The 26,187-nt window shown below is 74.3% G+C and carries 21 protein-coding genes; 10 read left to right on the top strand and 11 right to left on the bottom strand.

Annotated elements, in window-relative coordinates; all coding sequences use genetic code 11:
- Nucleotides 1-36: 36 nt before the first annotated feature.
- Both HWY08_RS14585 and HWY08_RS14580 read left to right on the top strand, forming a co-directional pair.
- Entirely contained in the window at nt 37-1,428 is a 1,392-nt protein-coding gene (locus HWY08_RS14585) for an oligosaccharide flippase family protein (protein WP_176066465.1), read from the top strand.
- Nucleotides 1,429-1,611: 183 nt separating this feature from the next.
- Nucleotides 1,612-3,633 (top strand): hypothetical protein, encoded by a 2,022-nt coding sequence (locus HWY08_RS14580; protein WP_176066463.1) that lies wholly within the window; start codon nt 1,612-1,614, stop codon nt 3,631-3,633.
- 27 nt (nt 3,634-3,660) lie between these two features.
- On the opposite strand, the gene HWY08_RS14575 is transcribed toward HWY08_RS14580, so the two are convergent.
- A complete protein-coding gene (locus HWY08_RS14575; RefSeq protein WP_176066461.1) occupies nt 3,661-5,631 on the bottom strand; it encodes an ABC-F family ATP-binding cassette domain-containing protein in 1,971 nt (656 codons plus the stop codon).
- A 64-nt stretch (nt 5,632-5,695) separates the two neighbouring features.
- Between HWY08_RS14575 and HWY08_RS14570 the strand changes: the two genes are divergently transcribed.
- The gene (locus HWY08_RS14570) at nt 5,696-6,205 is read left to right on the top strand and encodes a GreA/GreB family elongation factor (protein WP_176066459.1); all 510 of its coding nucleotides are present in this window, start codon (nt 5,696-5,698) and stop codon (nt 6,203-6,205) included.
- A 435-nt stretch (nt 6,206-6,640) separates the two neighbouring features.
- Here HWY08_RS14570 and HWY08_RS14565 read toward each other — a convergent pair whose 3' ends face one another.
- Nucleotides 6,641-8,779, bottom strand: a complete 2,139-nt coding sequence (locus HWY08_RS14565; RefSeq protein ID WP_176066456.1) for a M3 family metallopeptidase — start codon at nt 8,777-8,779, stop codon at nt 6,641-6,643.
- Between the two features lie 7 nt (nt 8,780-8,786).
- Nucleotides 8,787-10,409, bottom strand: a complete 1,623-nt coding sequence (locus tag HWY08_RS14560) for a fumarate hydratase (protein ID WP_176066454.1) — start codon at nt 10,407-10,409, stop codon at nt 8,787-8,789.
- A 113-nt stretch (nt 10,410-10,522) separates the two neighbouring features.
- Here HWY08_RS14560 and HWY08_RS14555 point away from each other — a divergent pair, with 113 nt between their 5' ends.
- Nucleotides 10,523-11,335: an alpha/beta fold hydrolase gene (locus tag HWY08_RS14555; protein ID WP_176066452.1), complete on the top strand. Its 813-nt coding sequence runs from the start codon at nt 10,523-10,525 to the stop codon at nt 11,333-11,335.
- Here HWY08_RS14555 and HWY08_RS14550 read toward each other — a convergent pair.
- Both HWY08_RS14550 and HWY08_RS14545 read right to left on the bottom strand, forming a co-directional pair.
- Nucleotides 11,332-12,177: a 1-acyl-sn-glycerol-3-phosphate acyltransferase gene (locus tag HWY08_RS14550; RefSeq protein ID WP_176066450.1), complete on the bottom strand. Its 846-nt coding sequence runs from the start codon at nt 12,175-12,177 to the stop codon at nt 11,332-11,334. The two genes, HWY08_RS14555 and HWY08_RS14550, sit on opposite strands and share 4 nt — an antisense overlap.
- 9 nt (nt 12,178-12,186) lie before the next feature.
- Nucleotides 12,187-14,064, bottom strand: a complete 1,878-nt coding sequence (locus tag HWY08_RS14545; protein WP_176066448.1) for a PAS domain-containing hybrid sensor histidine kinase/response regulator — start codon at nt 14,062-14,064, stop codon at nt 12,187-12,189.
- A gap of 195 nt (nt 14,065-14,259) precedes the next feature.
- Between HWY08_RS14545 and HWY08_RS14540 the strand changes: the two genes are divergently transcribed.
- The 3 genes from HWY08_RS14540 (at nt 14,260) to HWY08_RS14530 (ending at nt 16,377) form a co-directional block, all read left to right on the top strand.
- The gene (locus HWY08_RS14540; protein WP_176066446.1) at nt 14,260-14,790 is read left to right on the top strand and encodes a ferritin-like domain-containing protein; all 531 of its coding nucleotides are present in this window, start codon (nt 14,260-14,262) and stop codon (nt 14,788-14,790) included.
- A 33-nt stretch (nt 14,791-14,823) separates the two neighbouring features.
- Nucleotides 14,824-15,429, top strand: a complete 606-nt coding sequence (gstA, locus tag HWY08_RS14535) for a glutathione transferase GstA (RefSeq protein ID WP_176066444.1) — start codon at nt 14,824-14,826, stop codon at nt 15,427-15,429.
- Nucleotides 15,430-15,516: 87 nt separating this feature from the next.
- Nucleotides 15,517-16,377: a pirin family protein gene (locus HWY08_RS14530; protein WP_176066442.1), complete on the top strand. Its 861-nt coding sequence runs from the start codon at nt 15,517-15,519 to the stop codon at nt 16,375-16,377.
- On the opposite strand, the gene HWY08_RS14525 is transcribed toward HWY08_RS14530, so the two are convergent.
- Both HWY08_RS14525 and HWY08_RS14520 read right to left on the bottom strand, forming a co-directional pair.
- On the bottom strand, nt 16,378-16,698 hold the full coding sequence (locus HWY08_RS14525) for an AzlD domain-containing protein (protein ID WP_176066440.1): 321 nt from the start codon (nt 16,696-16,698) through the stop codon (nt 16,378-16,380).
- The gene (locus HWY08_RS14520; protein ID WP_176066438.1) at nt 16,695-17,438 is read right to left on the bottom strand and encodes an AzlC family ABC transporter permease; all 744 of its coding nucleotides are present in this window, start codon (nt 17,436-17,438) and stop codon (nt 16,695-16,697) included. The genes HWY08_RS14525 and HWY08_RS14520 overlap by 4 nt, the downstream gene beginning before the upstream one ends.
- 34 nt (nt 17,439-17,472) lie before the next feature.
- Here HWY08_RS14520 and HWY08_RS14515 point away from each other — a divergent pair, with 34 nt between their 5' ends.
- Both HWY08_RS14515 and HWY08_RS14510 read left to right on the top strand, forming a co-directional pair.
- Nucleotides 17,473-17,946, top strand: a complete 474-nt coding sequence (locus HWY08_RS14515; RefSeq protein ID WP_176066435.1) for a YbaK/EbsC family protein — start codon at nt 17,473-17,475, stop codon at nt 17,944-17,946.
- Between the two features lie 31 nt (nt 17,947-17,977).
- Nucleotides 17,978-19,162 (top strand): 6-phosphofructokinase, encoded by a 1,185-nt coding sequence (locus HWY08_RS14510; RefSeq protein WP_176066434.1) that lies wholly within the window; start codon nt 17,978-17,980, stop codon nt 19,160-19,162.
- A 704-nt stretch (nt 19,163-19,866) separates the two neighbouring features.
- On the opposite strand, the gene HWY08_RS14505 is transcribed toward HWY08_RS14510, so the two are convergent.
- The 3 genes from HWY08_RS14505 to HWY08_RS14495 all read right to left on the bottom strand — a co-directional run bounded on the left by HWY08_RS14505 (nt 19,867) and on the right by HWY08_RS14495 (nt 24,615).
- On the bottom strand, nt 19,867-21,312 hold the full coding sequence (locus HWY08_RS14505) for an aminoacyl-histidine dipeptidase (RefSeq protein ID WP_176066432.1): 1,446 nt from the start codon (nt 21,310-21,312) through the stop codon (nt 19,867-19,869).
- Between the two features lie 70 nt (nt 21,313-21,382).
- Nucleotides 21,383-23,644 carry an efflux RND transporter permease subunit gene (locus tag HWY08_RS14500; RefSeq protein WP_176066430.1) on the bottom strand — a complete coding sequence of 754 codons (2,262 nt, stop codon included), beginning with the start codon at nt 23,642-23,644 and terminating at the stop codon, nt 21,383-21,385.
- 2 nt (nt 23,645-23,646) lie between these two features.
- Nucleotides 23,647-24,615: a phosphatase PAP2 family protein gene (locus tag HWY08_RS14495; RefSeq protein WP_176066428.1), complete on the bottom strand. Its 969-nt coding sequence runs from the start codon at nt 24,613-24,615 to the stop codon at nt 23,647-23,649.
- A gap of 96 nt (nt 24,616-24,711) precedes the next feature.
- Between HWY08_RS14495 and HWY08_RS14490 the strand changes: the two genes are divergently transcribed.
- Entirely contained in the window at nt 24,712-25,911 is a 1,200-nt protein-coding gene (locus HWY08_RS14490) for a BamA/TamA family outer membrane protein (protein WP_176066426.1), read from the top strand.
- Nucleotides 25,912-25,917: 6 nt separating this feature from the next.
- On the opposite strand, the gene HWY08_RS14485 is transcribed toward HWY08_RS14490, so the two are convergent.
- The coding region (locus tag HWY08_RS14485) for a transketolase C-terminal domain-containing protein (RefSeq protein ID WP_308469073.1) at nt 25,918-26,187 on the bottom strand (270 nt) is incomplete at its 5' end.

Below are 26,187 nucleotides of genomic sequence, written 5' to 3'. Positions count from 1 at the left end.
CGCCTTCGGCCCCGGCGCGCCCGTGGGCCCGCCGCCATGATCGCGCCCGTCCTGTCGTACGTGGCGCGCGAGCGCGAGCGGATCCTGCCCGCCGGATCGCTGCGCAACCGCTTCGCGTCGGGGCTCCTCTGGTCGCTCGTGTCGGCGGTCGGGTCGCGCGGCCTGAACGTCGCCGCGTCCCTGGTCTGCGCTCGCCTGATGGGCCGCGCCGTCTACGGTGAGTACGGCATGGTGCAGAGCACCGTCGGGATGCTCGGCTCCTTCTCCGTGCTCGGGCTCGGGATCACCGCGACCCGCTACGTCGCCGAGTACCGCGACAAGGATCCCGAGAAGGTGGCGCGCGTGCTCCGGATGTCCTCGCTGGCCTCCGGGGCGTCCGGCGTGCTCATGACGGCCGCCCTCCTCGCCTTCGCGCCGCTCATCGCGGGCCGCGTGCTCGCCTCCCCGCGGCTCGCGACCCCGCTCATGCTCGGCGCGGCGATGGTCGCGCTCAACGCGCTCGTCGCGTTCCAGAACGGGGTCCTGGCCGGCTTCGAGGCGTTCCGGCCGATGGCCCGCATCAGCCTCGTGAGCGGGCTCACGTCCTTTCCGCTCATCGCGATCGGCGCCTGGCAGCGAGGGCTCGAGGGCGCGGTGGTCGGGACCGTCGCCTCGCTCCTCGTCAACCTCGTGCTCAACCAGCGGAGCCTGCGCGAGCAGTACGCGCGCGCCGGCATCCGGCCCCGCGCGCCGGACTGGCGCCGCGAGGCCTCGGTGTTCTGGAGCTTCGCCCTGCCGGCGTTCCTCGCCTCCTTCGCGGTGACGCCCGCGCTGTGGGCCTGCAACGCGCTGCTCGCGAACACGCCCGGCGGCTACGCCGAGCTCGGCGTGTACACGGCCGCCGAGCGTTGGCGCCTCGCGCTCCTGTTCGTGCCGATGACCGTGTTCCGGATGGTGTTCCCCATGATGTCGAACCTGAGGGGGGCCGCGGACACGGTGCGGTACGCGCGCCTGAATCGCGCCAACCTCGTCGTCACCCTGGTCCTGGTCACCGTCCCCGCGCTCGCGGTCGGGCTCCTGGCCCGCCCGGCGATGGCCGCGTTCGGGACCGGGTTCGCCGCCGGCTGGCCGGTCCTCGTGATCCTGACCGCCTCCACCATCCCCGAGGCGCTCAACACGGTCTTCGGCTACCCGCTCGTCGTCGGCCACCGCATGTGGACCCGCTTCGGGTTCGACGTCGTGCTGGGCGTGACGGTGGTGGCGCTCGGCAGCCTGCTCATCCCGAGGTGGGGCGCGGCGGGGCTCGCGGTCGCCTACGCGGCCGCGTTCACGGCCACCGCCGCTGGCCTGTTCGCCTTCACCTCCTTCCACCGGCGCGCCCTGCTGCCCGGCGAGCCCGCCGCCGCGCCGGCGGTACCGCCGGGAGCAGCCGAGCAGCAAAGGGGCTGATCCCGGCGCGAGCCCGCCGCCCCGCATCCGCCCGCCCGCGCGACCCAGGAGCGTGCCTCCCCTCCCCTGGCCTCCCACTTCGCCGGCGGCCGACCCACGATCCTCCGGACGCGAAGTGAGCGCGCGGGGTGGGCCATGGGTCAGGGTCGGTCGAGGATGGTGGGCGCCTGCGGATGCGCCCTGGTGCTTTGGAGCTGCTCCGCCGCCTCTTCGCCCAGCGCCCCCGACGCGGGGCACACCGCGCTCGCGATCGACGCGTTCACCGCGACCCCGTCCGAGCTCACGGAAGGGCAGAGCACGACGCTCGCGTGGACGCTGACGGGCGCGGTCACGATCACGATCTCGCCCGACGTGGGCGCCCTCGCGGCCGACCAGCGTTCCGTGACCGTGAAGCCGGTCACCACGACGACGTACACGCTGACCGCGACCGACGACGCCGGGGCGCCGCAGACCAGGGCGGTCACGGTGACGGTGCACCCTCGCATCGCGCTCGAGATCGGCTCGTTCACGGCCACGCCCTCCGACCTCGCGCTCGGGCAGAGCACGACCCTGGCGTGGTCGCTGGCCGGCGCGGCCGGCGTCGCGATCTCGCCCGACGTGGGCGCGCTCGCGGCCGGCCAGACCTCCGTCGCCGTGATCCCCGCCGACACGACGACCTACACACTGACGGCGAGGGACGACGCCGGCGCGACGCAGTCGAGGACCGTCACGGTCACGGTGCATCCTCGCAAGGTGGGCGACTGGACCTACTACGGCGCGCGCGAGGGCCTCTCGCGGGACATCCGGGACGTCTCGGCCGACGAGGGCGGGAACGTCTACGTCGCCGGCGTCGACGCCCTCTACGCGAAGCAGCGCGGCGACGAGAAGTTCCTGCGCTTCGACGCTGCGAACGGCGGGCTCTCCCGGAAGTGCAACGACTGGTCGTACTCCACCAAGGTGGCCCAGCTCCCGCCCACGCCGTTCACGCTCTGCCCCGTCATCTCGGTCGCCGGCGCGGCACCCGGCGGCGCGTTCGTCGGCTACGACGGCTTCGACTTCTCGTTCATCTGCGACCTGCAGGACGTGGTCTGCCTGGAGCAGCCGCTGGCGGGCTGGGCCCTCGACTCGGGCGGCGCCGACGTGGTCGCCTTCGACGGCAAGAGCCTGTCGCTGACCCGGCACGTGCTGACCGGCGGCCCGCCCCACGTCGTCTGCGACTACCTGCACGATCAGTGGACGAAGAAGTGCCAGCCGGCCCCGGGTCAGCAGCCGCTCGCCTCCCTGCCCTACTGGACCACCGGCCGCCGCCTGCTGCACCGCGTGGACCACGTCGCCGTCAACCACAACGCCTGGTCGCTCATGTACGGGGACGCCTGGATGGGCGGGCAGCACGCCACCCTGGCCGCGCTGATCGCGAAGCCGCAGCAGCGCGGCTGGTGGGACCCCATCGCCGAGCTGGACGCCTCGACCCAAGACGAGTGGAAGGACGCGCGCTACTTCTGGGAGCACCTGCACCCGGTGGTCACCTGGACCGCCAGCAACGGCGCGCAGTCCGTCTACTACGGCCAGGGGTACGCGGTCTCCATCAACCCGCAGGACGGCGCGCCCTGGGGCTCGAACGGCGCCCGCACCGCCTACGTCCCGGTGAACCAGGGCGGCTACGGCGAGACCTTCTCGCGCCAGGACTGGTGGATGGGCCCGGCGGCGCAGGTCGTCGACCACGCCGACGGCAAGACGACCGACTGGATGTACGGCGCGGACATCTGGCCGGACGTCCCGCCGTTCATCCCGGCCAGCCTCGGCGACGGCACGCCGGACGACAGCGTGCGGGCGCTCTCGCACTGCCAGGACGGCACGGTGTGGGTGGGGTCGTTCACCCACGGCCTGGCGCAGCTCGACGCGTGGGGGAACGTCATTCAGAAGGTGAGCCTGCCCGACAACTTCGCCGGTGCGGTCGCGCTGGCGTGCGACTGGGGCGGCGCCGGCGCGGGGACCCTCTGGATCGGGCTCGGCACGGGTGGCGTCCTGCGGCGCACGACGGACGGGCACTTCCAGGACATGACGGTGGCGGGCGCGCCCGCCTTCGCCTCGCAGCCGGTGCGGAGCATCCAGCTCGACCGGTGGGGGAGCGGGGGCCGCGTCGTGTACTTCGCGTTCGGCGCGGTCTCCGACAAGAGCGGGGCGATCACCGCGCCGGGCGGCGTCGCCGCCTACGCCGGCCCCTGACGCGCCCGGCGAACCCGCCGCGCGCGCTCACCCCCGCAGCCCCTCGAGCTCCTGCCACCGGGCATAGAGCCGCTCCACCTCGGCCGTGACGGTCTCCAGCTCCGCCCGCAGCCCGGCCACCGCGGCCCCGTCGCGCTGGTAGGTGGCGGGGTCCGAGAGCGTCCGCTCCAGCTCCGCCTGGCGCTCCTCCGCGGCGAGGATGGCCGCCTCCATGCCCTCGAGCTCGCGCTGCTCGTTGAAGCCGAGCTTGCCGGGCTTGCGCGCCGGGGGACGCCCCTCCTCCCCCCGGCCCTCGCCTCTCCGGGGCGAGGGGGACGGGACGCGCTCGCCTCCCCGGGGCGCGGCGCGCTCCGCCTCCGCGGCCCGCGCCGCCTGCTCCTTGAGCGTGCGGTAGGTCTCGTAGTTCCCCGGGTAGCGCGTGACGCGGCCGCCCCCCTCGAAGGCCAGGATGCCGGTCGCCACCTTGTCGAGGAAGTAGCGGTCGTGCGTGACGAGCAGCACGCTCCCGTCGAAGTCGAGGAGCAGCCGCTCCAGCACGTTGAGGGTGACGAGGTCGAGGTCGTTGGTGGGCTCGTCCAGCACGAGCACGTTGGCGCCCTCCAGGAAGAGGCGCGCCAGGAGCAGGCGGTTCCGCTCGCCGCCGGAGAGCGCCTTCACCTGCATGCGCTGGACGGTGGGCGGGAAGAGCAGGTCGTCGAGGTAGTCGCGCAGCGCCACGCGGCGGCCGGAGAGCTCGACGAAGTCCTCGCCCCCCTTCCCCGGCGCGCCGCCGCCGGCCGCCTCGTAGACGGTCTGCTCCGGGTCGAGCCGGGTGCGCTGCTGGTCGTAGTAGGCGACGCGGGTCTTCGCGCCCACCACCGTCCGCCCGGCGTCGGGCGGCAGCTCGCCCAGCACCACCCGCAGGAAGGTGGTCTTCCCGACCCCGTTCGGCCCCACCAGCCCGAGCCGCTCGCCGCGCTGCAGCTTGAAGTCCACCCCGTCGAGGACGGCCGTGGCGCCGAAGCGCTTCACGAGCCCCTCCCCCTCCAGCACCACCTGCGACAGGCGGGGCGCCGGGGCGAGCTTCAGCTCCGCCACCCGCGGCGGGGTGAAGCCGCGCTCCGCCATGAGCTGGCGCGCCCGCGCGATGCGCGCCTTGCTCTTCGTCCGGCGCGCCTCGACGCCCTTGCGGAGCCACGCCACCTCCTGCGCGATCCAGCGCTCGCGCTTGTGCTGCGCCAGCGCGCCCTGCTCCTCGGCGACGAGCTTCTGCTCCAGGTAGGCCTGGTAGTTGCCGGGGTAGCTCGTCACGCCGGCGCCGGGCGTGATCTCCACGATCCGGTCCACCAGGTCGTCGAGGAAGTAGCGGTCGTGGGTGACGAGGAGCAGCGCCCCGCCCAGCGCGTCGATCTCCTCCTCCAGCCAGTCGACCGTGTCGGCGTCGAGGTGGTTGGTGGGCTCGTCCAGGAGCAGCAGGTCGGGCCGGGTGAGCAGCGCCCGCGCGATGGCGACCCGCTTGCGGGTCCCGCCGGACAGGTCCGCCACTGCCCGCTCCCACTCCTTGACGCCCAGGCGATCGAGCAGCCGGCGCGCCTCGTGGGCGGTGTCCCAGCCGCCGAGGTGGTCGATCTCCTCCGAGAGGGCAGCCAGCTCCGCCAGCAGCCGCTCGTGCGCCGCCTCGTCGCGCTCGGCCGCGAGCCGGCCGGAGAGCTCCGCGTGCGCCGCCAGGGCGGCCCGGAGCGGCGCCCGGGCCACCTCCAGCTCGGAGGCGACCGTCGCGCCCGCCTCGAACTCGGGCTCCTGCGGCAGGTAGGTGACCGACGCCCCGCGCCGGAGCTGCACCTCGCCGCGGTCCGGCTCGGCGGCGCGCGCCAGGATGCGCATGAGCGAGGACTTCCCGGAGCCGTTCACGCCCACCAGGCCCACCCGCTCCGCCTCGTCGATGGTGAAGGTGAGCCCGTCGAAGACGACGCGGCTGCCGAAGGAGAGCCGGAGGCCGGCGGCGTGGAGGAGGGTCACGGGCGCAATCTACCCGGAAAGCCTCCGCGAGGCGGGGGGCGCGGTCCGGCGCTAGGATCGAGGGGTGTCCAAGGCCTTCACCAGCGAGGAGACCCCCGAGGCGGAGCTCGTCGCCCGCCCTCCCCCGCGCCTCGCGCCGGGCGAGGTCCGCTACGTGACGCCGGAGGGGCAGGCGGCCCTCCGGGCGGCGCTGGCGCGCGCCGAGCGCGAGCTGGCGGAGGCCGCGACCTCGCCGGCGGCCGCCCGGGAGGCGCGGCGCGCGGAGCTGGAGCGCCGCGCCGGCTTCCTGCGCGGCACCCTCGCCGCCCTCACCGTGCTCGGCCCGGAGGCGGCGCCCGCCGGCCAGGCCGGCTTCGGCAGCTGGGTCACGGTCGAGGACGAGGCGGGAGAGCGCGCCACCTGGCGCATCGTCGGGCCGGACGAGGCGGACGCCCGGCGGCGCCTCGTCAGCGCCGACGCCCCCCTGGCGCGCGCGCTCCTCGGCAAGCGCGCCGGCGATACGGCGACGGTGCGCCGCCCCAAGGGCGAGGTGGAGCTGACGGTGGTGGAGGTCCGGAGGACGCCGCCGGGGTGAGGTCCTCGACCGCGACCTCGACCCCAACTCGACCCCAACCTCGACCCCGACCCCGACCTCGATCCCGACCTCGATCCCGACCGCGACCTCGACCAGCGGACGGATACGCCCGCCAGCGGGCGGCGGGGTGGCCCTCCGAAGGAGCGCAGGCCGACCTGCGTGAGATTCCCGCCCGCCGTACTGCCGCCAGCAACGCCGGTGCCGCGCCGGCGCGAGGACCTCGTGCGCCGTGCCGGCGCGGCACGATGCGTTGCCCGGCCTCCGCGCGCTTCTGCCCCGACCGCCGTACCTACCCGGCGGTCGTCCGGAGCGACGCCGGCGGGCCACCCCGCCGCCCGCTCGGGACCGCTGCCAGCGATTCGAGGGGGGGGCCCGCGCCGCGCCGCCGCGCCGGGCGGCGCCGGCGGGGGGCCGCGCCGCGCGCCTGCCTCGGGATCACCGCACCGTCGCCGCCCCGGGTGCGGCCGCCGCGGGGAGCGGGAAGCCGCGCTCGCGCATGAGCGCGGTGATGCCCGGGTCCCGGCCGCGGAAGGCGCGGTAGGCCTCGGCCGGATCGCGGGTGTTGCCGCGGGTGAAGATCTCGCCGCGGAGCCGGGCGGCCACCTTCGCGTCCCACGGGCCGCCCGCCTCGGTGAAGGCGGCGAAGGCGTCGGCGGAGAGCGTCTCGGCCCACAGGTAGCTGTAGTAGCCCGCGGAGTAGCCGTCCCCGCCGAAGACGTGCAGGAACTGCGGGGTGCGGTGGCGCATGACGATCTCGCGCGGCATCCCGAGCGCCGCCAGCGTCTCCCGCTCGAAGGCGCGGGGGTCCACCGGGCGCGCGCCGGCGAGGTGAAGCTTCAGGTCCACCAGCGCGGCCGAGAGGTACTCCACCGTCCGGAACCCCTCGTTGAAGGTCTTCGCCCGCTCGATGCGCTGCACCAGCGCCGGGGGGATGGGCTGCCCCGTCCGGAAGTGCACCGCGTAGCGCGCCAGCACCTCGGGCGTCGAGAGCCAGTGCTCGAGGAGCTGCGAGGGGAACTCGACGTAGTCGCGCGCGACGTTCGTCCCGGCGAGCGACGGGTACCGCACGGCGGACGAGAGCCCGTGCAGCGCGTGCCCGAACTCGTGGAAGAGCGTGGTGGCGTCCTCCCAGCTCACCAGCACCGGCTCGCCGGGCTTGCCCTTCACGAAGTTGGCGTTGTTCGAGACGATGGTGGTGACCGGCCCGTCCACCCGCTGCTGGCGGCGGTAGGCGTTCATCCACGCGCCGGAGCGCTTCCCCTTCCGCGCGTAGGGGTCGAAGTACCAGAGCCCGACGTGCTGGCCGGCGCCGTCGGTCACCTCCCACACCCGCACGTCCGGGTGCTGCACCGGCACCTGGCCCGCCGGCACCGGGGCGAAGCGGAACCCGAAGAGCCGCCCGGCGACGTCGAACATCCCCTCGCGCAGCTTCTCGAGCTGCAGGTAGGGCTTCACCTCCTCGGCGTCGAGGTCGTAGCGCGCCTTGCGCACCTTCTCCGCGTAGAAGCGGTAGTCCCAGGGCGCGAGGGTGAGCTTCGGGCCGCGGCCCGCGGCCGCCTCGGCGTCCGCCACCGCCTGCATGTCGGCCACCTCCTCGCGGGCGCGGGCCACCGCCGCCGGCCACACCGCCTCCATGAGCTCGGCGGCGCGCTCCGGCGTGCGCGCCATCTGGTCCTCCAGGCGCCAGTGGGCGTGGGTGGGGTAGCCGAGGAGCTTCGCCCGCTCGGCGCGCAGCGCCAGGATCTGGGCGACGACGGCGTTGTTGTCGTGGAGGTCGCCGTGATCCCCGCGCAGCGTGAACTCCTGGAAGACCTTCTCGCGCAGGTCGCGGCGGGTCGAGGCGGCCAGGAACGGCTCCACCGAGGAGCGGGTGTTGAGCACCGCCCACTTCCCCGGGTGGCCGCGCGAGGCCGCGGCCGAGGCGGCGGCGGCGCGGACCGACTCGGGCAGCCCCGCCAGGTCCTCCTCCCGCTCGAGCACGAGCAGCCGGTCGTTCTCGTCGGCGAGCACGTTCTGCGAGAAGCGGGTCTGCAACGCGGCGAGCTGCTGGTTGAGCTCGCCCAGCCGCTGCTTGGCCGGGCCCTCCAGGCGCGCGCCGGCGCGGACGAGCTCCTTGTGCCAGTACCAGGCGAGCCGCTGCGCCTCCGGGTCGAGCCGCGCGCGCGCCTCGTACACGGCCGCGACGCGCCGGAAGAGCTGGGCGTTCTGCGCGATGCGGTCGCGGTGGGCGGCCAGCTTCGGCGCCGCCTCCCGCTCGACCGCCTGCACCGCGTCGTCCGCCAGCGTCGAGGTGTAGACCCCGAGCACCGCCTGCACGCGGTCGAGCGTCCGGCCGGCGCGCTCCAGCGCCACGAGCGTGTTGTCGAACGTCGGCGGCGCGGGATCGGCGGCGACGCGCTCCACCTCGGCCAGGTGCTCGGCCAGCGCGGCGTCGAGCGCCGGGCCGAGGTCCGCCACCCGGACCCGGTCGAACGGCGGGACGCCGCCGTAGGGACCGGGCCAGGGGGCGAGGAGCGGGTTCGGACTGGCGGGCGCGGCGAGCAGGGCGAAGGTCAGCAGTCCGGTCGCGATCATCGCTGGCTCACACCCCGAGCTTCTTGAAGAAGTCGTTGCCCTTGTCGTCCACCAGGATGAAGGCGGGGAAGTTCACGACGTCGATCTTCCAGACCGCCTCCATGCCCAGCTCGGGGAAGTCGATGCACTCCACCTTCTTGATGTTCTCCTCCGCCAGCACCGCCGCCGGGCCGCCGATCGACCCCAGGTAGAAGCCGCCGTGCTTCTTGCACGCGTCGGTCACCTGCTGGCTGCGGTTGCCCTTCGCGATCATGACCATCGAGGCGCCGTGCGACTGGAGCAGGTCCACGTAGGAGTCCATGCGGCCGGCGGTGGTGGGGCCGAACGAGCCAGAGGGCTTGCCGGGCGGGGTCTTGGCGGGGCCCGCGTAGTAGACCGGGTGGTCCTTGAGGTACTGCGGGACGCCCTTCCCCTGGTCGATGAGCTCCTTGAACTTGGCGTGCGCGATGTCGCGCGCCACCACCAGCGTGCCGGTGAGGAGGAGCGGGGTCGAGACCGGGTGCTTCGTGAGCTCGGCCAGGATCTCCTTCATCGGCCGCTGCAGGTCGATCTTGACGCCGTGCTCGTGCTTGCCGGTCCGGTAGGGCGCCGGGATGAGGCGGCCGGGCTCGTGGTCCATCTCCTCGATCCACAGCCCGTCGCGGTTGATCTTGGCCTTGATGTTCCGGTCGGCCGAGCAGGAGACGCCCATGCCGATGGGGCAGGAGGCGCCGTGGCGCGGCAGGCGCACGACGCGCACGTCGTGGGCGAAGTACTTGCCGCCGAACTGCGCGCCGATGCCGAGCTTGTTGGCCGCCTCCAGGAGCTTCGCCTCGAGCTCGAGGTCGCGGAAGGCGGCGCCCTGGTCGTTCCCCTGCGTCGGCAGCCCGTCGTAGTACTTGGTCGAGGCGAGCTTGACGGTCTTGAGGCAGGCCTCGGCCGAGGTGCCGCCGATGGCGAACGCGATGTGGTACGGCGGGCAGGCGGCGGTGCCGAGGTACTTCATCTTCTCGACCAGGAACTTCTCCAGCTTCTCCGGGGTGAGGGTGGCCTTCGTCTCCTGGTAGAGCATGGTCTTGTTGGCCGACCCGCCGCCCTTCGCCACGAACAGGAACTTGTACTCGGCGCCCTCGGTCGCATAGAGGTCGATCTGCGCCGGCAGGTTCGTGCCGGTGTTCTTCTCCTGGTAGAGGGAGAGCGCGACCGTCTGCGAGTAGCGGAGGTTCTCCTTCGTGTAGGTCTCGTGGACGCCGCGCGAGAGCCACTCCTCGTCCTTGGCGCCGGTCCACACCTGCTGGCCCTTCTTGCCCTGGATGGTGGCGGTGCCGGTGTCCTGGCAGATGGGCAGCTCGCCGCGGGCGGCGATCTCGGCGTTGCGCAGGAAGGCGAGCGCGACGCCCTTGTCGTTCTGCGACGCCTCGGGGTCGGAGAGGATCTTCGCCACCTGCTCGTTGTGCGCGGGCCGCAGGAAGAAGGAGCACTCGCGCAGCGCCTCGCGGGCGAGCTGCGCCAGCGCCGACGGCTCGACCTTCAGGATCTCCTTCCCGTCGAACGTCGCCACCGAGACCCCCTCCTTCGTGAGCAGGCGGTACTTGGTCTCGTCCTTCGCGAGCGGGAACGGGTCCTGGTACTGGAAGGCAGGGGCGGCCATGTCGGCTCCTTGGGGGTTGAGGGGGCGCCCCGCCGGCCGTGGGCCGGCGGAGCCTTCTTCGGAACGGGTGGGTCGGGGTAGGAAATCATAGCTTTCCACCCTAGGAAAGGGCCATGGCCTCCCTCGCGCTCGCCCGCTCCCCCGTCCATCCGCAGGGAGGGCCCGTCCGCCTGCGCTACCGCGCCGCCGGCGAGGGCCCGCCGGTGCTCCTGCTGCACGGCGGGTGGGGCGAGGCCGCCTACCCGTGGGACGCGGCCGTGGCCGCGCTGGCGCCGGCGCACCGCGCCATCGCCCTCGACCGCTCCGGCTACGGCGGCTCGGAGGGCGGCGGGGAGCTCCCGGATGGCTTTCACCGGGCGATGGCCGAGGAGACGCTGGCGGCCCTCGACGCGCTGGGGGTGGACGAGGTGGCGCTGTGGGGCCACAGCGACGGCGCGGTGGTGGCGGCCTGGACCGCCCTCCTCGCGCCGCGCCGGGTGCGGGCGCTGGTGCTCGAGGCGGTGCACCTCTTCGCCGCCAAGCGCGGCTCGCTGCCCTTCTTCCGCGACGCGGTCGAGGCGCCGGAGCGGTTCGGCCCCGAGGTGGCGGCGGCGCTCGAGCGCGATCACGGCGCGCGCTGGCGCGAGGTGCTGGCGCGCGGCGGCCGCGCCTGGCTGCGCCTCATCGAGCGCGGGCTGGCCGAGGGCGGGGACGTGTACGGCGGGCGCCTGTCCGAGCTCGCCGCCCCCACCCTGCTCCTCCACGGCCGCCACGACCCGCGCACCGAGCCGGGCGAGCTCGCGGCCGTGCAGCGCGCGCTCCCGGCCGCGCGCCTGGCGCTGGTGGAGGCCGGCCACAGCCCGCACACGAGCGCCCGCGCCGGCGCCGAGAGCGTGGCGGCGGCGGCGCGCTTCCTGCGCGAGGTGTGGCCGCCGTCCGGCCGCTAGCCGCGGCTCGGCGGCGCCGGGCCCGCCAGCGGGTCGTCGGCCTCGGCGGGCGGCGGCTCCGGGGCGAGCGCGGACCAGAGCCCGGAGACCTTCCCCAGCGGCCGGAGCGGCGCCTCGCGATCCAGCGTGCGCTGCACGAGGGCCTGGATGCGCCGCGCCACCCCGGTGCAGTAGGCCTGGTCGTTCACGGCCTCGCGCGGCGCGCCGAGGTGGATGGGCGGGTGGAACACGATCTTCCAGCGCGTCGGCAGCGGGACCGGCGTGAGCGGCAGCGGCAGGAGCGAGCCGATGAGCGGCTCGAGCAGGCGGATGGTCCAGCCCACCGGCAGGCACTCCTCGCCGCCCAGCACCGCCGCCGGGACGATCACCGCGTCGCGCGCGATCGCCACCCGCACGAAGCCGCGGTTCCAGTCGCGCATGCGGTAGGCGTCCCAGAACGGCTTGCAGTTCCCGCGCACGCCCTCCGGGAAGATGCCGCACGCCTCGATCGCGTCGGGGAGCCGCTCCGGGCGGCGGAACCAGCTCGCCGGCACCGCCCCGAAGCGCCGCAGGAATGGCCCCAGCAGCGGCGCCGAGAGCGCCGCGTCCTGGGTGGCGAAGAACGGCGCCCGCCGGATGCCGTGCGCCTCGGCCACCGCGAAGGTGAGGAAGAAGGCGTCGAGCGGGAACCAGCCGGCGTGGTTCTGGACGTGGACGAGCCGGCCCTCGCGCGGCACGTGCTCGAGGCCCTCCACCTCGAACCGGAAGTAGCCGCGCGCGATGAGCCGCCGCATGGGCGGGAAGAGCCGGCGGACCACGTACTCGCGGTCGATGGAGGGGGCGGCCGGCGGGGGCGCGGGCATGCGCCCTTTCTAACGCCGCGCGACCAGCCCGTCGACGAGGGCCCGCAGCGCCGCCGGCTCGAAGGGCTTCTCCACCCGGGGGTTCGGCACGCGCGCCAGGAAGTCGCGCGCCTGGGGGGTGAAGGCGCCCCCGGTGATGAAGACCAGCCGGTCGCTGGGCGTGGCGCTCGCCGGGCCGAGCCGCTCGTGCAGCTCCATGCCCGACATGTCCGGCATCATGAGGTCGCACAGCACCACGTCGTAGGCGGCCTGCTGCAGCTGCTCCAGCGCCGCCGGGGCGCTGTTGAGCACGGTCACGTCGTGCATGGCCAAGATGCGGGCCACGGCGCGCGCGACCATCGGCTCGTCGTCGACCACCAGGATGCGCGCCCGGCTGGCGGCCGGCTCGGCGCCGGCGGCCGGCTCGAGCGCGACCGCGGGCAGCGAGACGCGGAAGGTGGTCGCGCCGGGGCGGCTCTCCACCGAGATGTCGCCCCCGAGCCCGGTGACGATGCCGTGGCACACCGACAGCCCGAGCCCGGTGCCCACCCCGATCGGCTTGGTGGTGAAGAAGGGCTCGAAGATGTGGGAGAGGTGCTCGGGCGGGATGCCGCAGCCGGTGTCGGAGACCTCGACCAGCACCTGCCGCGGGCCGAAGGGACGGCAGACGACCTGGATGCGGTTCCGGTCCGCCTGCCCCTCGCCGATGGCCTGCGCCGCGTTGATGAGCAGGTTCAGGAACACCTGCCCCAGGCGATGCGCGCTGGCGAGGACGGGCGGGACCGGCCGCAGGTCGACCTCGAGGAGCGCCCGGTGGCGGATCTCGTTGTGGGCGAGGTTCATGGCCGAGCGCAGCACCGCGCGCAGGTCGACCTCCTCGTCGGGCCGCTCCTCGGGGCGCGAGAAGGTCTTGAGATCGCGCACGATCTCGCGCACCCGCACCCCGCCCTCGCGCGCCTCCTCCAGCGCGCGCGTCACCTCGGTGGGTCCGCCGCCGCGCTCCAGCTCCTCGATGGCGTAGGAGAGGTTCGAGAGCACGAAGGCGAGCGGGTTGTTGATCTCGTGCGCCACGCCGGCCGCCAGCGTCCCGAGCGCCGACATCCGGTCCGCGAACAGGAGCTGCGCCTCCAGGGCGCGCTTCTCGGTCACGTCCTCCACCACGCCCACCACGTACTGGAAGGCGCCGTGCGGGTCGCGGACGGCGGTGGCGCGCACCACGGCGTGCAGGATCCCGCCATCGCGCTTGCGGTAACGCCGCTCCTCGACGACGCGGTCGCGCCGGCCCTCCACCAGGTCCCGCAGGTCCGCCTCGCCGGCGGCGACGTACGCCGGCTCGAGCACGTCGCGCAGCGAGAGCTCCCGCAGCTCGTCCGAGCTGTAGCCGAGCATCTCGCGGAGCACGCTGTTGTGCTCGAGGATGCGCCCCTCCGCGTCGACGAAGTGGATGCCCATCCCGGCGCTCTCGAAGGCGGCGCGGAACTTGGCCTCGCTGGCGCGGAGCGCCTCCTGCGCGCGGGTGAGCTCCTCGAGCTGGCCGGCGCGGGCGTCCTCGGAGCGCTTGCGGTCGGTGATGTCGCGGGCGGTGGCCTGGTGGTAGAGGACGCCCTGCAGCTCGAAGACCCGGACGCTCACCTCCACCGGGAACGTGCTGCCGTCCTTGCGGCGGTAGCGCGTCTCGAAGAGGTCGCTGCCCTGCGCGCGCTGGACGCGGATGCGCTCGGGGAAGTCCCCCAGAGTGGCCGGATCGCGGAGATCCATCGAGCGGAGCTCCAGCAGCTCCTCCCGGGAGTAGCCGAGCAACGCCGTGGCGCGGTCGTTCGCGTCGAGCAGGCGATGCTCCGCGTCGGCCAGCAAGACCATGTCGTTCGCGTACCGGGCGACGTCGTCCAGCCGCGGTCCAGTCGGCATTGTGCCGCCCAGATTACTCCGCCCGGGGCGGGACGGGATGAAACGGTTGGCGGGCGCCGGCCGGGCCCCCCTGGCAGACCGACACCCCACGGCGGGGCGCAGCCCCTGCGCGGGCCTCCCCCGGGCAGCGGCGCGCCAGGCGACCGCACATTATTCACGCGTCTGTACCACCTCAGCCCACACCCGGAGATCCCGATGGAAACCCGCGGCATCGACTTCCGCACGCTGTCGCTGCAGGACGCGTTCGACCTCGCCATCCTCATCGAGGAGGAGGCGCAGCGCCGGTACCTGTGGTTCACCCAGGAGGTGGGCGGGCGCTACCCCGGCGACGCCGACGACATGTTCCGGATGATGGCCGGCGCGGAGGCGAAGCACGCCGCCCGGCTCATCGAGCGGCGGCGCGAGCTGTTCGGCGGCGCGCCGCGCCGGATCTCGATCGACCAGCTCGACGACGTCGAGGCGCCGGACCGCGGCGCGCCGCGCGTGTTCATGGGGGCGCGGCAGGCCATGCAGGTGGCGCTCGAGGCGGAGGAGAAGGCGTACGACTTCTACGACGAGGCGCTGAAGCAGGTGCGCGATCCGGACGTGCACGAGCTCTTCTCCGAGCTGCGGGAGGAGGAGGTCGCGCACCAGCAGATGGTGCGCGAGCGGATGGAGCGGCTGCCGCCCGGCCCGGACGTCGAGGAGGACGAGGCGGACGAGCCGGGGACCGACCCCGGCAATTAGAGCCCCGCCTCCCCATCCCTCAGGAGGTCGCACTTGAAGCTGTACTACATGCCCGGCGCGTGCTCGCTCTCCCCTCACATCGTGCTGCGGGAGCTCGGGCTGCCGTTCGAGCTGGAGCGGGTCGACACCAAGTCCGGCAAGACCGAGCGCGGCGCCGACTTCCGGGCGCTCAACCCGAAGGGCTACGTGCCGGTCCTGCAGCTCGACGACGGGCGGACGCTCACCGAGGGGCCGGCCATCGTGCAGTACCTGGCCGACCTCGCGCCCGAGGCCAGGCTCGCGCCGCCGAACGGCAGCTTCGAGCGGGCGCAGCTCCAGGCGTGGCTCAACTACGTCACCTCCGAGCTGCACAAGAGCGTCGGCTCGCTCTTCAATCCGTCCATGCCGGCCGAGTGGCGGCAGGCGACCCAGCAGGCGATCGGCGCTCGCTTCGACTACCTGTCGAGCCGGCTCGCGGGCGGCGGGTTCCTCACCGGGCCGCGGTTCACGGTGGCGGACGCCTACCTGTTCGTCGTGCTGTCCTGGACCAGCCACGTCGGCCTGGACCTCGCGCGCTGGCCGGCGCTGAAGGCGTTCGTGGATCGGGTCGCGGCGCGCCCGGCCGTGCAGGCGGCGCTCCGCGCCGAGGGGCTCGCCTAGCCGCGCCCGCGGGTCGTTCCCGCCGCGGGACGGTGTGGTGCGGGCGGCGCCGGTTGTGCCGCCCGCACCGGTGGTTACCCATTCCCCATGATCGAACGGACCCTGCAGGACGTCGTGACGCCGGTCGCGACCAGCGACGGAGCCGGGGTGCGGCTCGCGCGCAGCATCGCCACCGAGCGCCTGGATCACCTCGACCCGTTCTTCCTCTTCGACCACTTCGGGTCGGAGAACCAGGACGACTACCTCGCCGGCTTCCCGCTCCACCCGCACCGCGGGATCGAGACCATCACCTACATGCTCGACGGCAGCGTCGCCCACCGGGACAGCCTCGGCAACGCCGGCGTCATCGGCGCCGGGGACGTCCAGTGGATGACCGCCGGCAGCGGGATCCTCCACGAGGAGATGCCGAAGGTCGGGCCGCGCCGGCTGGACGGCTTCCAGATCTGGGTGAACCTGCCGGCGAAGCTCAAGATGACGCGGCCGCGCTACCAGGACGTCCCTTCGAGCCGCATCCCCGAGGTCGTCCGGCCGGACGGCGCGCGGGTCCGGGTGGTCGCGGGCGAGGTGGACGGGGTGCCGGGCGCCGTGCGCGAGATCTTCGCCGGCCCGACCTACCTCGACGTGACCCTGCCCGCCGGCCGCACCTTCGAGCAGCCGGTGCCGCGCGGCCACACCGCGCTCCTCTACCTCTTCCAGGGCGAGGTCACGGTCGGCGGAGGCGCGCCGGGCCGCGGCGAGGCCGTCCGGGCGACGCGGCTCGCCATCCTGAAGGACGGCGACGTCGTCCGCGCCCACGCCGGCGCAGGGCCGGCGCGCTTCCTGCTCCTGTCGGCGCAGCCGCTCGGCGAGCCCTACGCGCGCTGGGGGCCGTTCGTCATGAACACCCGCGAGGAGATCCAGCAGGCGCTCCAGGAGCTGCGCGACGGCACCTTCGTCCGGGCCCCCTGACTAGCCCGCGAGCAGCGCCTGGAGGGCCCACAGCGCCGCCATCCCCACCGCGATGGTGAGGAAGACGTTGCGGCTCTTCCAGGCGACGAGCGCGGCGGCGAGGCCGGCCAGGAGGCGCGCGTTGCGCCACCCGAGCTGCAGCTCGCCCCCGCGCAGCACGAGCTCGGGCACGATGATGGCGGAGAGCACCGCCGGCGGCACGAAGCGCAGCGCGCGCGCCGCCAGCGGCGGCAGCTCGAACCGGCCGAGCAGCGCGATGAAGGAGAGGCGGGTCAGGAAGGTGAGGAGGCCCGCGACGGCGAGCGCCGGGAGGTAGCTCACGCCGCCCGCCCCGCCGTGGAGGGCTCGCGGCGGAGGGCCTCCGCCCCGAGGCCCGCCAGCACGCCGCCCAGCGCGGCGAGAGGCAGCCCCAGCTTGTAGGGCAGCGCCGCCCCGGCGATCGCCAGCGCGCCCGCCGCCAGCGCCGCTGCCACGCCCGCCCGGTCCTTGAGCGCCGGCACGACGAGCGCGATGAAGGTGAGCGCGAGCGTGAAGTCGAGGGACCAGCTGGCGGGCACCCGGGCGCCGACGAAGATGCCGACGGCGGTGCTCCACTGCCAGGCGAGCCAGAGGGTGAGCCCGGCGCCGAGGAAGTACCAGTGGCGGTACGGCGAGACGTCGCTCCGCCCCTCGTCGCGCAGGTAGCGGGTGACGGCCACCGCGTACGCCTCGTCGGTGAGGAGGTAGGCGAGCCCCGCCTTCCACCCCCGGCCGAGCGGGCGGACGTAGGGCGCCAGGGAGGCGCTGTAGAGCGCGTGGCGCAGGTTCACCACCAGCACCGTGAGGACGATCACGCCGCCTGGCGCGCGGTCGTGGATGAGCTGGGCGGCGATGAACTGCGCCGAGCCGGCGAAGACGATGGACGACATGCCCTGCGCGACCGCCACCGGGAGCCCGGCGGAGAGCGCGAGGAGGCCGTAGATCATCCCGAACGGCGCCACGCCGAGCAGGATGGGCAGCTCGTCGCGGCAGCCGGACAGGAACTCGTTCCCGCGCGTGAAGCGCGGCGCTTCGGGTAGCATGCCGGACAACATACAACCGAAGGAGCGTCGATCGATGCCGCTCAAGCCGAGCGCTCAGAAGGTGCAGGACGCGCTGCGCGCCGCCGGGTTCTCGAACGAGGTGATCGAGCTGCCCGACTCCGCGCGCACCGCCGCCGAGGCGGCGGCCGCGGTCGGGTGCGAGGTGGCGCAGATCGTGAAGTCGCTCCTGTTCGAGGGGCGCCCCAGCGGGCGAGCCGTCCTGGTGGCGGCGAGCGGGAGCCACCGCGTCGACGAGAAGGCGGTGGCGGCGCTGGTGGGCGAGGCGATCGGGCGCGCCTCGGCCGACTTCGTCCGGGAGCAGACCGGCTACGCCATCGGCGGGGTCCCGCCGATCGGGCACGCCCGTCCGGTGGTGACCCTGGTGGACGAGGCGCTCTTCCAGCACCCGCGCATCTGGGCCGCGGCGGGCCACCCGCATGCGGTCTTCGCGCTCACGCCGGACGAGCTGGTGCGGATGACCGGCGGCCAGGTGGCACGGATCGCCTGACGCGGCGGCGACGTCCTCTTAGGATGGGGCCATGGCGAGCAAGCGCATCGGCATCCTCACCGGGGGCGGCGACGTCCCGGGCCTCAACTCGGTCATCAAGAGCGTCACCTACCGGGCCGCCGAGCACGGCCTCGAGGTGGTCGGTATCCGCCGCGGCTGGGAGGGGCTCACCCACCTCGACCTCGATGACGCGCAGAGCAAGGCGCGCTACGTGATGCCGCTCAACCGCGAGAACACCCGCCGCATCGACCGCAGCGGCGGGACGGTGCTGCACTCCTCGCGCACGAACCCCTCCAAGATGAAGAAGCTCCCGCCGCACCTCGCGGCCGGCGACTTCCCCGCCACGCAGAGCACGAAGGGCGGCCAGACCAGCACCGTCCACGACGTGAGCAAGCAGGTGCTGAAGAACCTGGACGCGCTCGGCATCGACTACCTCATCCCCATCGGCGGCGACGACACGCTCAGCTACGCCGCCCGGCTCCACCAGCTCGGCGCCAAGGTCATCGCCATCCCGAAGACGATGGACAACGACGTCCGCAACACCGAGTACTGCATCGGCTTCTCGACGGCCATCACCCGCGCGATCGACGCCATCCAGCGCCAGCGGACCACCGTCGGCTCGCACGAGCGCGTCGGCATCTTCCGCGTCTTCGGCCGCGACGCCGGCTTCACCGCCCTCTACACCGCCTTCGTCACCTCCATCCGCTGCCTCATCCCCGAGTACAAGGCGCCGCTCGACCGCGTCCTCGACCTGCTCCTGACCGACAAGCGCGAGAACCCCAGCAACTACTCGCTCATCGTCCTCTCCGAGGGCGCCGAGTGGGAGGGGTACCGGGTGCAGGAGTACGGCGACGCCGACGCCTTCGGCCACCGCAAGAAGGCCAGCGTCGCCGAGTCGCTCTCGGACGAGATCAAGGCCCGCACCGGCGAGGAGACCATCGTCTCCGACCTCACCTACGACCTGCGCTCCGGCGACCCCGACTTCATCGACAAGCTGGTGGCGCTCACCTACGGCACCATGGCCTTCGACGCCATGCTGGAGGGCAAGAGCGGTCTCATGTCGGCCCTCGTCGACGGCAAGTACGACCTCGTGCCCATCCCCGACCCCAAGCTCGGGCCCCGCAAGGTCGACCTCGCGTCCATGTACAACACCGACCGCCTCCGGCCGAGTTACGCCGCGAAGCGCGGGCTGCCCATCTTCCTCAACCGGGCCTGAGCGCTCCGCCGGGGCGGCGCCCGATCAGCTCCGAGCTGCGTGCGTCGGGGTGACGCCCGCCAGTCCGCGGATCGGTTCCGTGCTGCGTGCGTCGGGGTGGCCACTCGGCGGTGCTCGCCAACGACCTGCCGGGCTGGGTAGGCGGGCGTCGGCGGAAACGCTCCAGGCCCGGCAACGCGACGTGCCACGCCGACGCGGTACGCGCGGCGCACGGGTCGGCGTGGCACCGGCGTTGCTGGCCGGGCGTAGGGCGGGCGGGTCCGTCCGCAGGTCTGGCTGCGCTCCGGCGAGTGGCCACCCCGACTCCCGCGCATGGGAACCGACCGCTCGGCGTGATCGTGCCCCCGAGCGTTCCGCTCGCCGCGATCGCGAACTTTGAGCGCTCAGATCCCGCCCGCCAGGGGGGCGGCGGGGTGGCCCTCCGCCGGAGCGGAGGCCGACCTGCGGAAGACCACTCCCGATGAACGGGCGCTGCACCGCCGGTGCCGCGCCGGCGCGCGTTCCTCTCGCGCCTCCGCGGCGCGGCACGTTGCGGTGCAAGCCGCCGAGCGTTTCTGCACCGGCCGCCGGATCCCACCCGGCAGGTCGTTTGCCGAGCACCGCCGGAGGGCCACCCCGCCGCCCCCGCTCGGACCCGCTCTCTCTTCGCGCAGGAAGGAGAGGCTCGCTCCCGGCAGCGGCCGGCAGGGGCCGGCAGCGGCGGCTCAGACGCGCTCGAGCACCGCGCGCAGCAGCCGCCAGAAGTTCTGCACGGAGGCGATGCTCACCCGCTCGTCGGGCGTGTGGGCGTCCCACATGGTCGGGCCGAACGAGACCATCTGCAGGCCCGGGTACTTCTCGCCGATGAGGCCGCACTCCAGGCCCGCGTGGATGGCGCGGACCACCATGGGCTTGCCGAACAGCTCCCGGTGGACGCCGTCGACGAGCTTCACGACGGGCGCGCCCGGCTCGGGCTTCCAGCCCGGGTAGCCGCCCGTGGTGTGGGTCTCGAAGCCCGCCAGCGCGCACACGCCCGCGATGCGCGCCGCCAGCGCCGACTTGGAGGCGTCGACCGAGCTGCGGGTGAGGAAGTTCGCCTCGACGGCGTCGTCCCGCGTCTCGAACACGCCGAAGTTGGTCGAGGTCTGGACCAGCCCCGGGATGTCCGGGCTCATCGCCTCCACCCCGTGCGGCCCCGCCAGGAGGAGCCCCACCACCGCCTGCGCGTCGGCCGGCGAGAGCACCGGCCCCGCGCTCCCCGGCTCCACCGCCACGGACAGGCCCGGGTCGAAGGCGCCCAGCGCCGCGCGCCAGGCGGCCTCCTGCCGCGCCACCTCCTCGCGCACCGCCGCCGCCCGGCCCGGCGCCACCTGCAGCACCGCCGAGGCCTCGCGGGCGATGGCGTTGCGCTTGTTGCCGCCGCGCACCGAGGCGAGCTCGCACCCTCCCCCGGCCGCCAGCGCGGCCAGCACCTGCCCCAGGACGCGCAGCGCGTTGCCGCGGCCGGCCGCGATGTCGGTGCCGGAGTGGCCGCCCCGCAGCCCGGAGACCTTCACCCGCAGCGGCACGCTCCCGGCGGCGGGCGCGGCGCGCGTCACGCGGCGGGTGGCGACGGTGTCGACGCCGCCGGCGCACCCGATGGTGAGCTCGCCCTCCTCCTCGCTGTCCAGGTTGAGGAGGACCTTCGCCGCCAGCCACCCGGGCCGGACCGCGTTGGCGCCGGTGAGCCCGGTCTCCTCGTCCACGGTGACGAGCACCTCGAGCGGCCCGTGCCGCAGCTCGGGATCGGCCAGGGCCGCCAGCGCCGCCGCCACGCCGATGCCGTCGTCGGCGCCGAGCGTCGTGCCGCGCGCCCGCACCACCTCGCCGTCCCGGACGACGTCGATGCCGTCCCGCTCGAAGTCGTGCGGAGTGCCCTCGTTCTTCTCGCACACCATGTCGGCGTGCACCTGCAGCGCCACCGGCGCGCGCCCCTCGCCGCCGCGCGCAGCCGCCTTGCGCAGGAGGACGTTCCCCACCGCGTCCTGCTCCACCGCGCACCCGAGCGCCCGCCCCTGCTCCGCCACCCAGCGCATGGCCGCCGCCTCGTTGCGCGAGCCGCGCGGGATGCGGGACAGCTCGAGGAAGTACCTCCACAGCGGGCGGGGTTCGAGGTCGGCGAGGTCGGACACGTGGGCTCCTCGGTGCGTGGGTGGCGGCGTAGGCTAGCCCCGGGCCCGGCGCGAGGAAAGCCGGATCGGCTCAGGGTGCCGGCGGGCGCCGCGCGCGCCACCGCGCCGCGATCCAGAGGCTGGCGGGCAGCGCCGTGAAGTCCGCCAGGAGCGCCAGCAGGAAGGCGGCCGACGCCATGATCCCGAACTGCCGGAGCGGCGGGAAGCTCGAGACCGCCAGGCCGAGGAACCCGGCCGCGTTGATGAGGGTCGCGAAGGCGATGGCGCGGCCCGAGACCCTCAAGGTGTGGCGGAGCCGCTCCTCCACCCCGGCGCCGGCGCGCTCGTGCATGTGGTGGAAGAAGTGGATCTGGTCGTTCTCGGTGGTGCCGAGGACGGTGGTGGCGATGATGATGGTGGCGACGTTGAGCGACCCCCCGAGCAGGCGCATCCCGAGGAAGGTGGCCAGGAGCGCGAACAGCGACGGGATCATCGCCAGGAGCCGCTCGACCCCGCTGCGGAAGAGCACCAGGAAGACGGCGAAGATGAGCACCACCGTGAGCGTGAAGCTCTCCGCCAAGGTCGGCACCAGGCTCGCCCCGACCTTCGTCTGCAGGAGCGACTCGCCGACCACCCGCATCTCGGCGCCCGCCAGCGCCGGCGCCCCGGCGCGCGCCGCCTGCCACGCGGCCGCCACCCGGCCCGCCATCGCCTGGTAGCCGGCCGCGTCGCCGTTCCGGAAGAGCACCGTGAGCTGCAGGTCCGCGAGCCCCTTCACGTCGATGAACCCGCGCAGGTCCGGCTCGGTGAGGAGGAGCTGCTCCAGGTCGGCCGCGGCGCTGGCGAACCCGTCTGCGTCGGCCGGCAGCGCCTCCCCCTGGCCGGCCAGGTAGCGCCGCAGCCGCAGCGGCGTGGTCGGGCCGATCGCCGCCGTCACGTCGGGCGCGGCCTCGACGGCGCTCTGGAAGCGGTCGACGGCCCGCAGCACCTCCGGGTCGGTGGCGGCCGGGGCCGGCAGGTGGATCCACACGCGCGCCACGTTGAGGTCCATCACGTGCTCGCGGAACCAGGCGAGGTCGCGGTGGATCGCCGTGGAGGGGTCGAGGTAGGCCAGCGTGTCGACGCCCACCGACATGCCGCGCACCGCCCCCGGGACGCCGAAGACGGCCACCAGCCCGGCCGCGCACACGGCCAGCGCGCCGCCTGCGAGGGTCCAGCGGTGCCGGAAGGTGAGCCCCGGGAGGGCGTCCGCCACCCGGTCATAGAGCCGGCCGCGGACCCGGACGCTCTGGCCCGTGGGCGTCTTCAGCACGAGCTGCAGCGCCGGGAAGAGCGTGAGGCAGACCACCCAGGACACCACCAGGCCCGCCGCGGTCCACAGGCCCATCTCGCGGATGGGCCGGATGCGCGAGACGGCCAGCGCGGCGAACCCCAGCGCGGCCGCCAGCGTGGAGGCGGTCACCGGCAGGAGCTTGTTGCGGAGCGCCGCCAGGTGGTGCTCGCGGAGCGGCACGCCCGGCGGCTGATCCACGAAGCGCGAGTGCAGGTAGACGAGGGTGGCGAGCGTCGTCACGAGCAGCGTGAGCGGCACCAGCACCGAGACGATGGTGAAGGTGAAGCCCAGCAGCCCTCCGGCGGCGACGCCCAGGGCGACCGCCGCCCCGAGCGCCAGCACCAGCGCCAGGAGCGCCCGCCACGAGCGGTAGAGGAAGAGCGCGATGCCGACCAGCAGCACCGCGAAGATGGGGAACGACCGCGCCGAGGCGGCCGACGACTGCCGCTCGAGCCAGGAGGTCACGTAGGGCGCCCCCACCCTGCGCACCGGCCCCACGCGCGCGCCCGCGAGCGCGGCGTCCACCGCCGCCAGCGCCGCGTCGCGCTCGGCCGGCCCGCGCACGTCGAGGCCGACCATCACGGTCATGAAGCGGTCCCCGACCAGGCCCTGCCGCCGGAAGAAGTCCGTGCCCGCCGCCACCCGGCGCAGCTCGTCGAGCCCGGCGCCGGGCCGGGCGCGCCGCAGCACGTCCAGGACGGAGAAGGCCCCGACGTGCGGCACCCCGCGCAGCGCCCCCTCGGCCGCGTCGACCCGCGCCACGGCCTGCCGGGACCACGGGTCCTCCGACTCGAGGAGCAGCAGCACCTGCGGCGTCTCGGGGAAGATGCGCTGGAAGGCGCGCGTCGCCGCGTAGTCCGGATCGCTCGGCACGATCAGCCGGTCGATGGCGCCCTCGGACGGGATGCGCGCCGCCACCACCGCCGCCACCGGGACGAGCAGCGCGTAGACGGCGAGGAACGCCCCGCGCCACCGCACGACGCGCGCCAGGGCGCGGGTGGCCCGGTCGTTCCCCGGCACCGTCAGCCGGCGGCCGGCGCGCGCCGCCGCTCCCAGGCCGAGACCGCCGCGAGCGCGGCGACGGCGTAGGCGATCCCGAGCACCACGTCGGTGACGTAGTGGTGCTGCAGGTAGACCGCGGAGAGGCACATGAGGAGGAAGAACGCCACGGCCGGCCAGCGCGCCCAGCGCAGCTCGGGCAGCCGGAAGGCCAGGATCGCCGCGATGAGCGGGTAGGCCACGTGCAGCGACGGGTAGGCGCCGAACACGTCCACCCCGCGCCCGTACATCTCGTCGAAGAAGCGGGTGCCGAGCAGCGCGTCGAAGCGGTGCGCCGCCGCCGCCGCAGGCCGGACGTCGAGGCGGGCGGGACCCAGGCCGTACTGGGTGACGTACCAGGGCGGCGCCGCCGCGTAGACGAAGTAGGTGACGTACCCCATGACGTTCACGATCAGGAACGAGCGGGCGAAGGTCGTCACCGCGTCGAGCCGCCCGCGCCAGAAGAGCACGAACGCGAGCCCCAGGTACTCGCCCACGTAGACCAGGTAGGCGAAGCCGCAGGCCAGGTCGAGCGCGGGCGCGTGGTGCTCGAGGAAGAGCTCGTTGAGGGTCCGCCCGCCGACGCCGAACCAGGCGCGCTCGAACAGGTAGGGCTCGGCCACGTGCACCCGGCCGGCGATGCCCTGCCAGTAGAAGTAGCGCATCGAGTCGAAGAGCACGCCCGTCAGGATGAACGGGAAGAACCGGCGCAGGAACAGGCGGGAGCGCTCGTTGTAGAGGTCGAGCAGCCCGAGCAGCCCCACCGCCACGTGATCGCCGCGCAGCCCGCCCAGGAGGCCCACCGCCGCGATGTAGGCGAGGCCGAGCGCGAACGGGCCGAGCCGGCGCCGCATCGTCCGCGAGGGGAGCAGCCACTCGCGCGCGGCGCCGCGCCAGGACGGCGCCTGCGCACGCTCGAGTTCGCCCGGCAGCTCCGGCACAGCGCTCGGCATCGGTGGCCGGCTATGTAGCAGATCGTTCGACGACTTCAACGTCTTCTGGTGTAAACGGCGCGACGGCATGAGCCTCCACCACCCCGGTCCGGCCGCGTGAGCCGCCGCGCCCTGCGACGCTGGGCCGCGGCCGCCCTCGCCCTGTGGGGCGCGCGCGCGGCGGCGGAGTGCCGGCCCGGCCTCACCACCCAGTTCCTGCCCATCCCCATCTACGCGACGCTCCCGAACGAGGGGAACACCTGGGGCCTCATGCCGGTGTTCCTGCGCGTGTGCCCGGAGGGCGAGCGCACCGAGTCCATCCTCGCCCCGAGCCTCAGCTGGAACTCGGTCATCCAGTACACCGGCACCTTCCGCTGGTTCCACTACCCCACCGACGACACCTCGCTCGTGCTGGTCGCCTCCGCCAGCACCCAGATCAACCGGAACGCGCTCCTGCAGTGGCAGCGCCTCCCCGCCGACGTGGGCGCCTCGACCGACGAGCTGACGGTGCGGCTCCAGCGCGACGTCTTCTTCCGCTACTTCGGGCTCGGCCCCGGCACCTCCTTCGACGCGCAGTCGAGCTACACGCGCCAGCGCGCGCTGGCGAGCTTCCGGCGCGGGCTGAACGTGGCGCCGCACCTCAACCTGGGCGTCGCCGCCTGGTTCGAGGCGGACGCGGTGGTGGGGCTCGGCGTGCCGGGCCTGCCGCTCAGCCCGCGCGCCTTCCCCGGCGATCCGGGGATGGGCGGCGCCACCCTCGCCTCGCAGGGGGTGGAGCTCCGCTACGACGACCGGCGCGGGGGCGACTACGCGGAGCGGGGCGTCCGGGTGGACGCCGCGGCCGGGGTGGTCGAGGGGCTCTCGCGCTCGCCGGCGTACCTGCGCGGCGCGCTGGAGGCGCGGGCGGTCTTCCCCGAGAACGGCCGCGTCTCGGGCGCGGCGCGCCTGCTGTGGAGCGGCGTGAGCTCCGGGCGCGCGCCCTTCTACCAGCAGAGCTCGCTGGGCGGCGCGCTGCTCCTGCGCGGCTTCATGCCCGATCGCTTCATCGACCGGCAGGCCTGGACGCTCGAGCTGGAGCAGCGCCTCCGGTTGTTCCAGACGCACATCTTCGGCGTGGTGGCGGACTGGCGCGTCGACCCCTTCTTCGCGGTGGGCCAGGTCTTCGGGCCGTTCGACGAGGCCTTCTCCCGCCCGCGCGCCGCGGCCGGCGTCGGCTTCCGCGCCTTCGTCCACCCGAACGTGCTCGGGCGCGTCGACGTGGCGAAGGGCCTCGGGGAGAACCTGAACGTCTACGTCGAGCTCGGGTACCCGTACTGATCGCAGCTACCCCACGCCGCGCGCGGCGCGGTCGCCGACGAGCTCGCGGGCGGCGGCGGCGATGCCGGCCGCGTCGAAGCCGAGCTCGGCGCGCTGCTTGCCCGCGTCGCCGTGGGTGACGAACGCGTCCGGCAGCCCGAGCCGCTTCACCTGGAGTCCCGGCAGCACCCCGCCCCGCTCGAACGCCTCCAGGCAGGCCGCGCCGAAGCCGCCCATGAGCGCCCCCTCCTCCACCGTGACCACCCGCCGCGCCGAGGCCGCCAGCTCGCAGAAGAG

Origin of the sequence: Anaeromyxobacter diazotrophicus, assembly GCF_013340205.1 — a bacterium.
Taxonomy (GTDB): Bacteria; Myxococcota; Myxococcia; order Myxococcales; family Anaeromyxobacteraceae; genus Anaeromyxobacter_A; species Anaeromyxobacter_A diazotrophicus.
The sequence above is the reverse complement of the archived record's forward strand: the minus strand, read 5'-3'. Positions and strand labels throughout refer to the sequence as shown.

Coding starts and splice junctions, on each gene's coding strand:
- HWY08_RS14585 (WP_176066465.1), top strand. CDS start 37: ATGATCGCGCCCGTCCTGTCGTACGTGGCGCGCGAGCGCGAGCGGATC.
- HWY08_RS14495 (WP_176066428.1), bottom strand. CDS start 24,615: ATGCCGAGCGCTGTGCCGGAGCTGCCGGGCGAACTCGAGCGTGCGCAG.
- HWY08_RS14510 (WP_176066434.1), top strand. CDS start 17,978: ATGGCGAGCAAGCGCATCGGCATCCTCACCGGGGGCGGCGACGTCCCG.
- HWY08_RS14545 (WP_176066448.1), bottom strand. CDS start 14,064: ATGCCGACTGGACCGCGGCTGGACGACGTCGCCCGGTACGCGAACGAC.
- HWY08_RS14540 (WP_176066446.1), top strand. CDS start 14,260: ATGGAAACCCGCGGCATCGACTTCCGCACGCTGTCGCTGCAGGACGCG.
- HWY08_RS14555 (WP_176066452.1), top strand. CDS start 10,523: ATGGCCTCCCTCGCGCTCGCCCGCTCCCCCGTCCATCCGCAGGGAGGG.
- HWY08_RS14550 (WP_176066450.1), bottom strand. CDS start 12,177: ATGCCCGCGCCCCCGCCGGCCGCCCCCTCCATCGACCGCGAGTACGTG.
- HWY08_RS14515 (WP_176066435.1), top strand. CDS start 17,473: ATGCCGCTCAAGCCGAGCGCTCAGAAGGTGCAGGACGCGCTGCGCGCC.
- HWY08_RS14560 (WP_176066454.1), bottom strand. CDS start 10,409: ATGGCCGCCCCTGCCTTCCAGTACCAGGACCCGTTCCCGCTCGCGAAG.
- HWY08_RS14565 (WP_176066456.1), bottom strand. CDS start 8,779: ATGATCGCGACCGGACTGCTGACCTTCGCCCTGCTCGCCGCGCCCGCC.
- HWY08_RS14530 (WP_176066442.1), top strand. CDS start 15,517: ATGATCGAACGGACCCTGCAGGACGTCGTGACGCCGGTCGCGACCAGC.
- HWY08_RS14520 (WP_176066438.1), bottom strand. CDS start 17,438: ATGCTACCCGAAGCGCCGCGCTTCACGCGCGGGAACGAGTTCCTGTCC.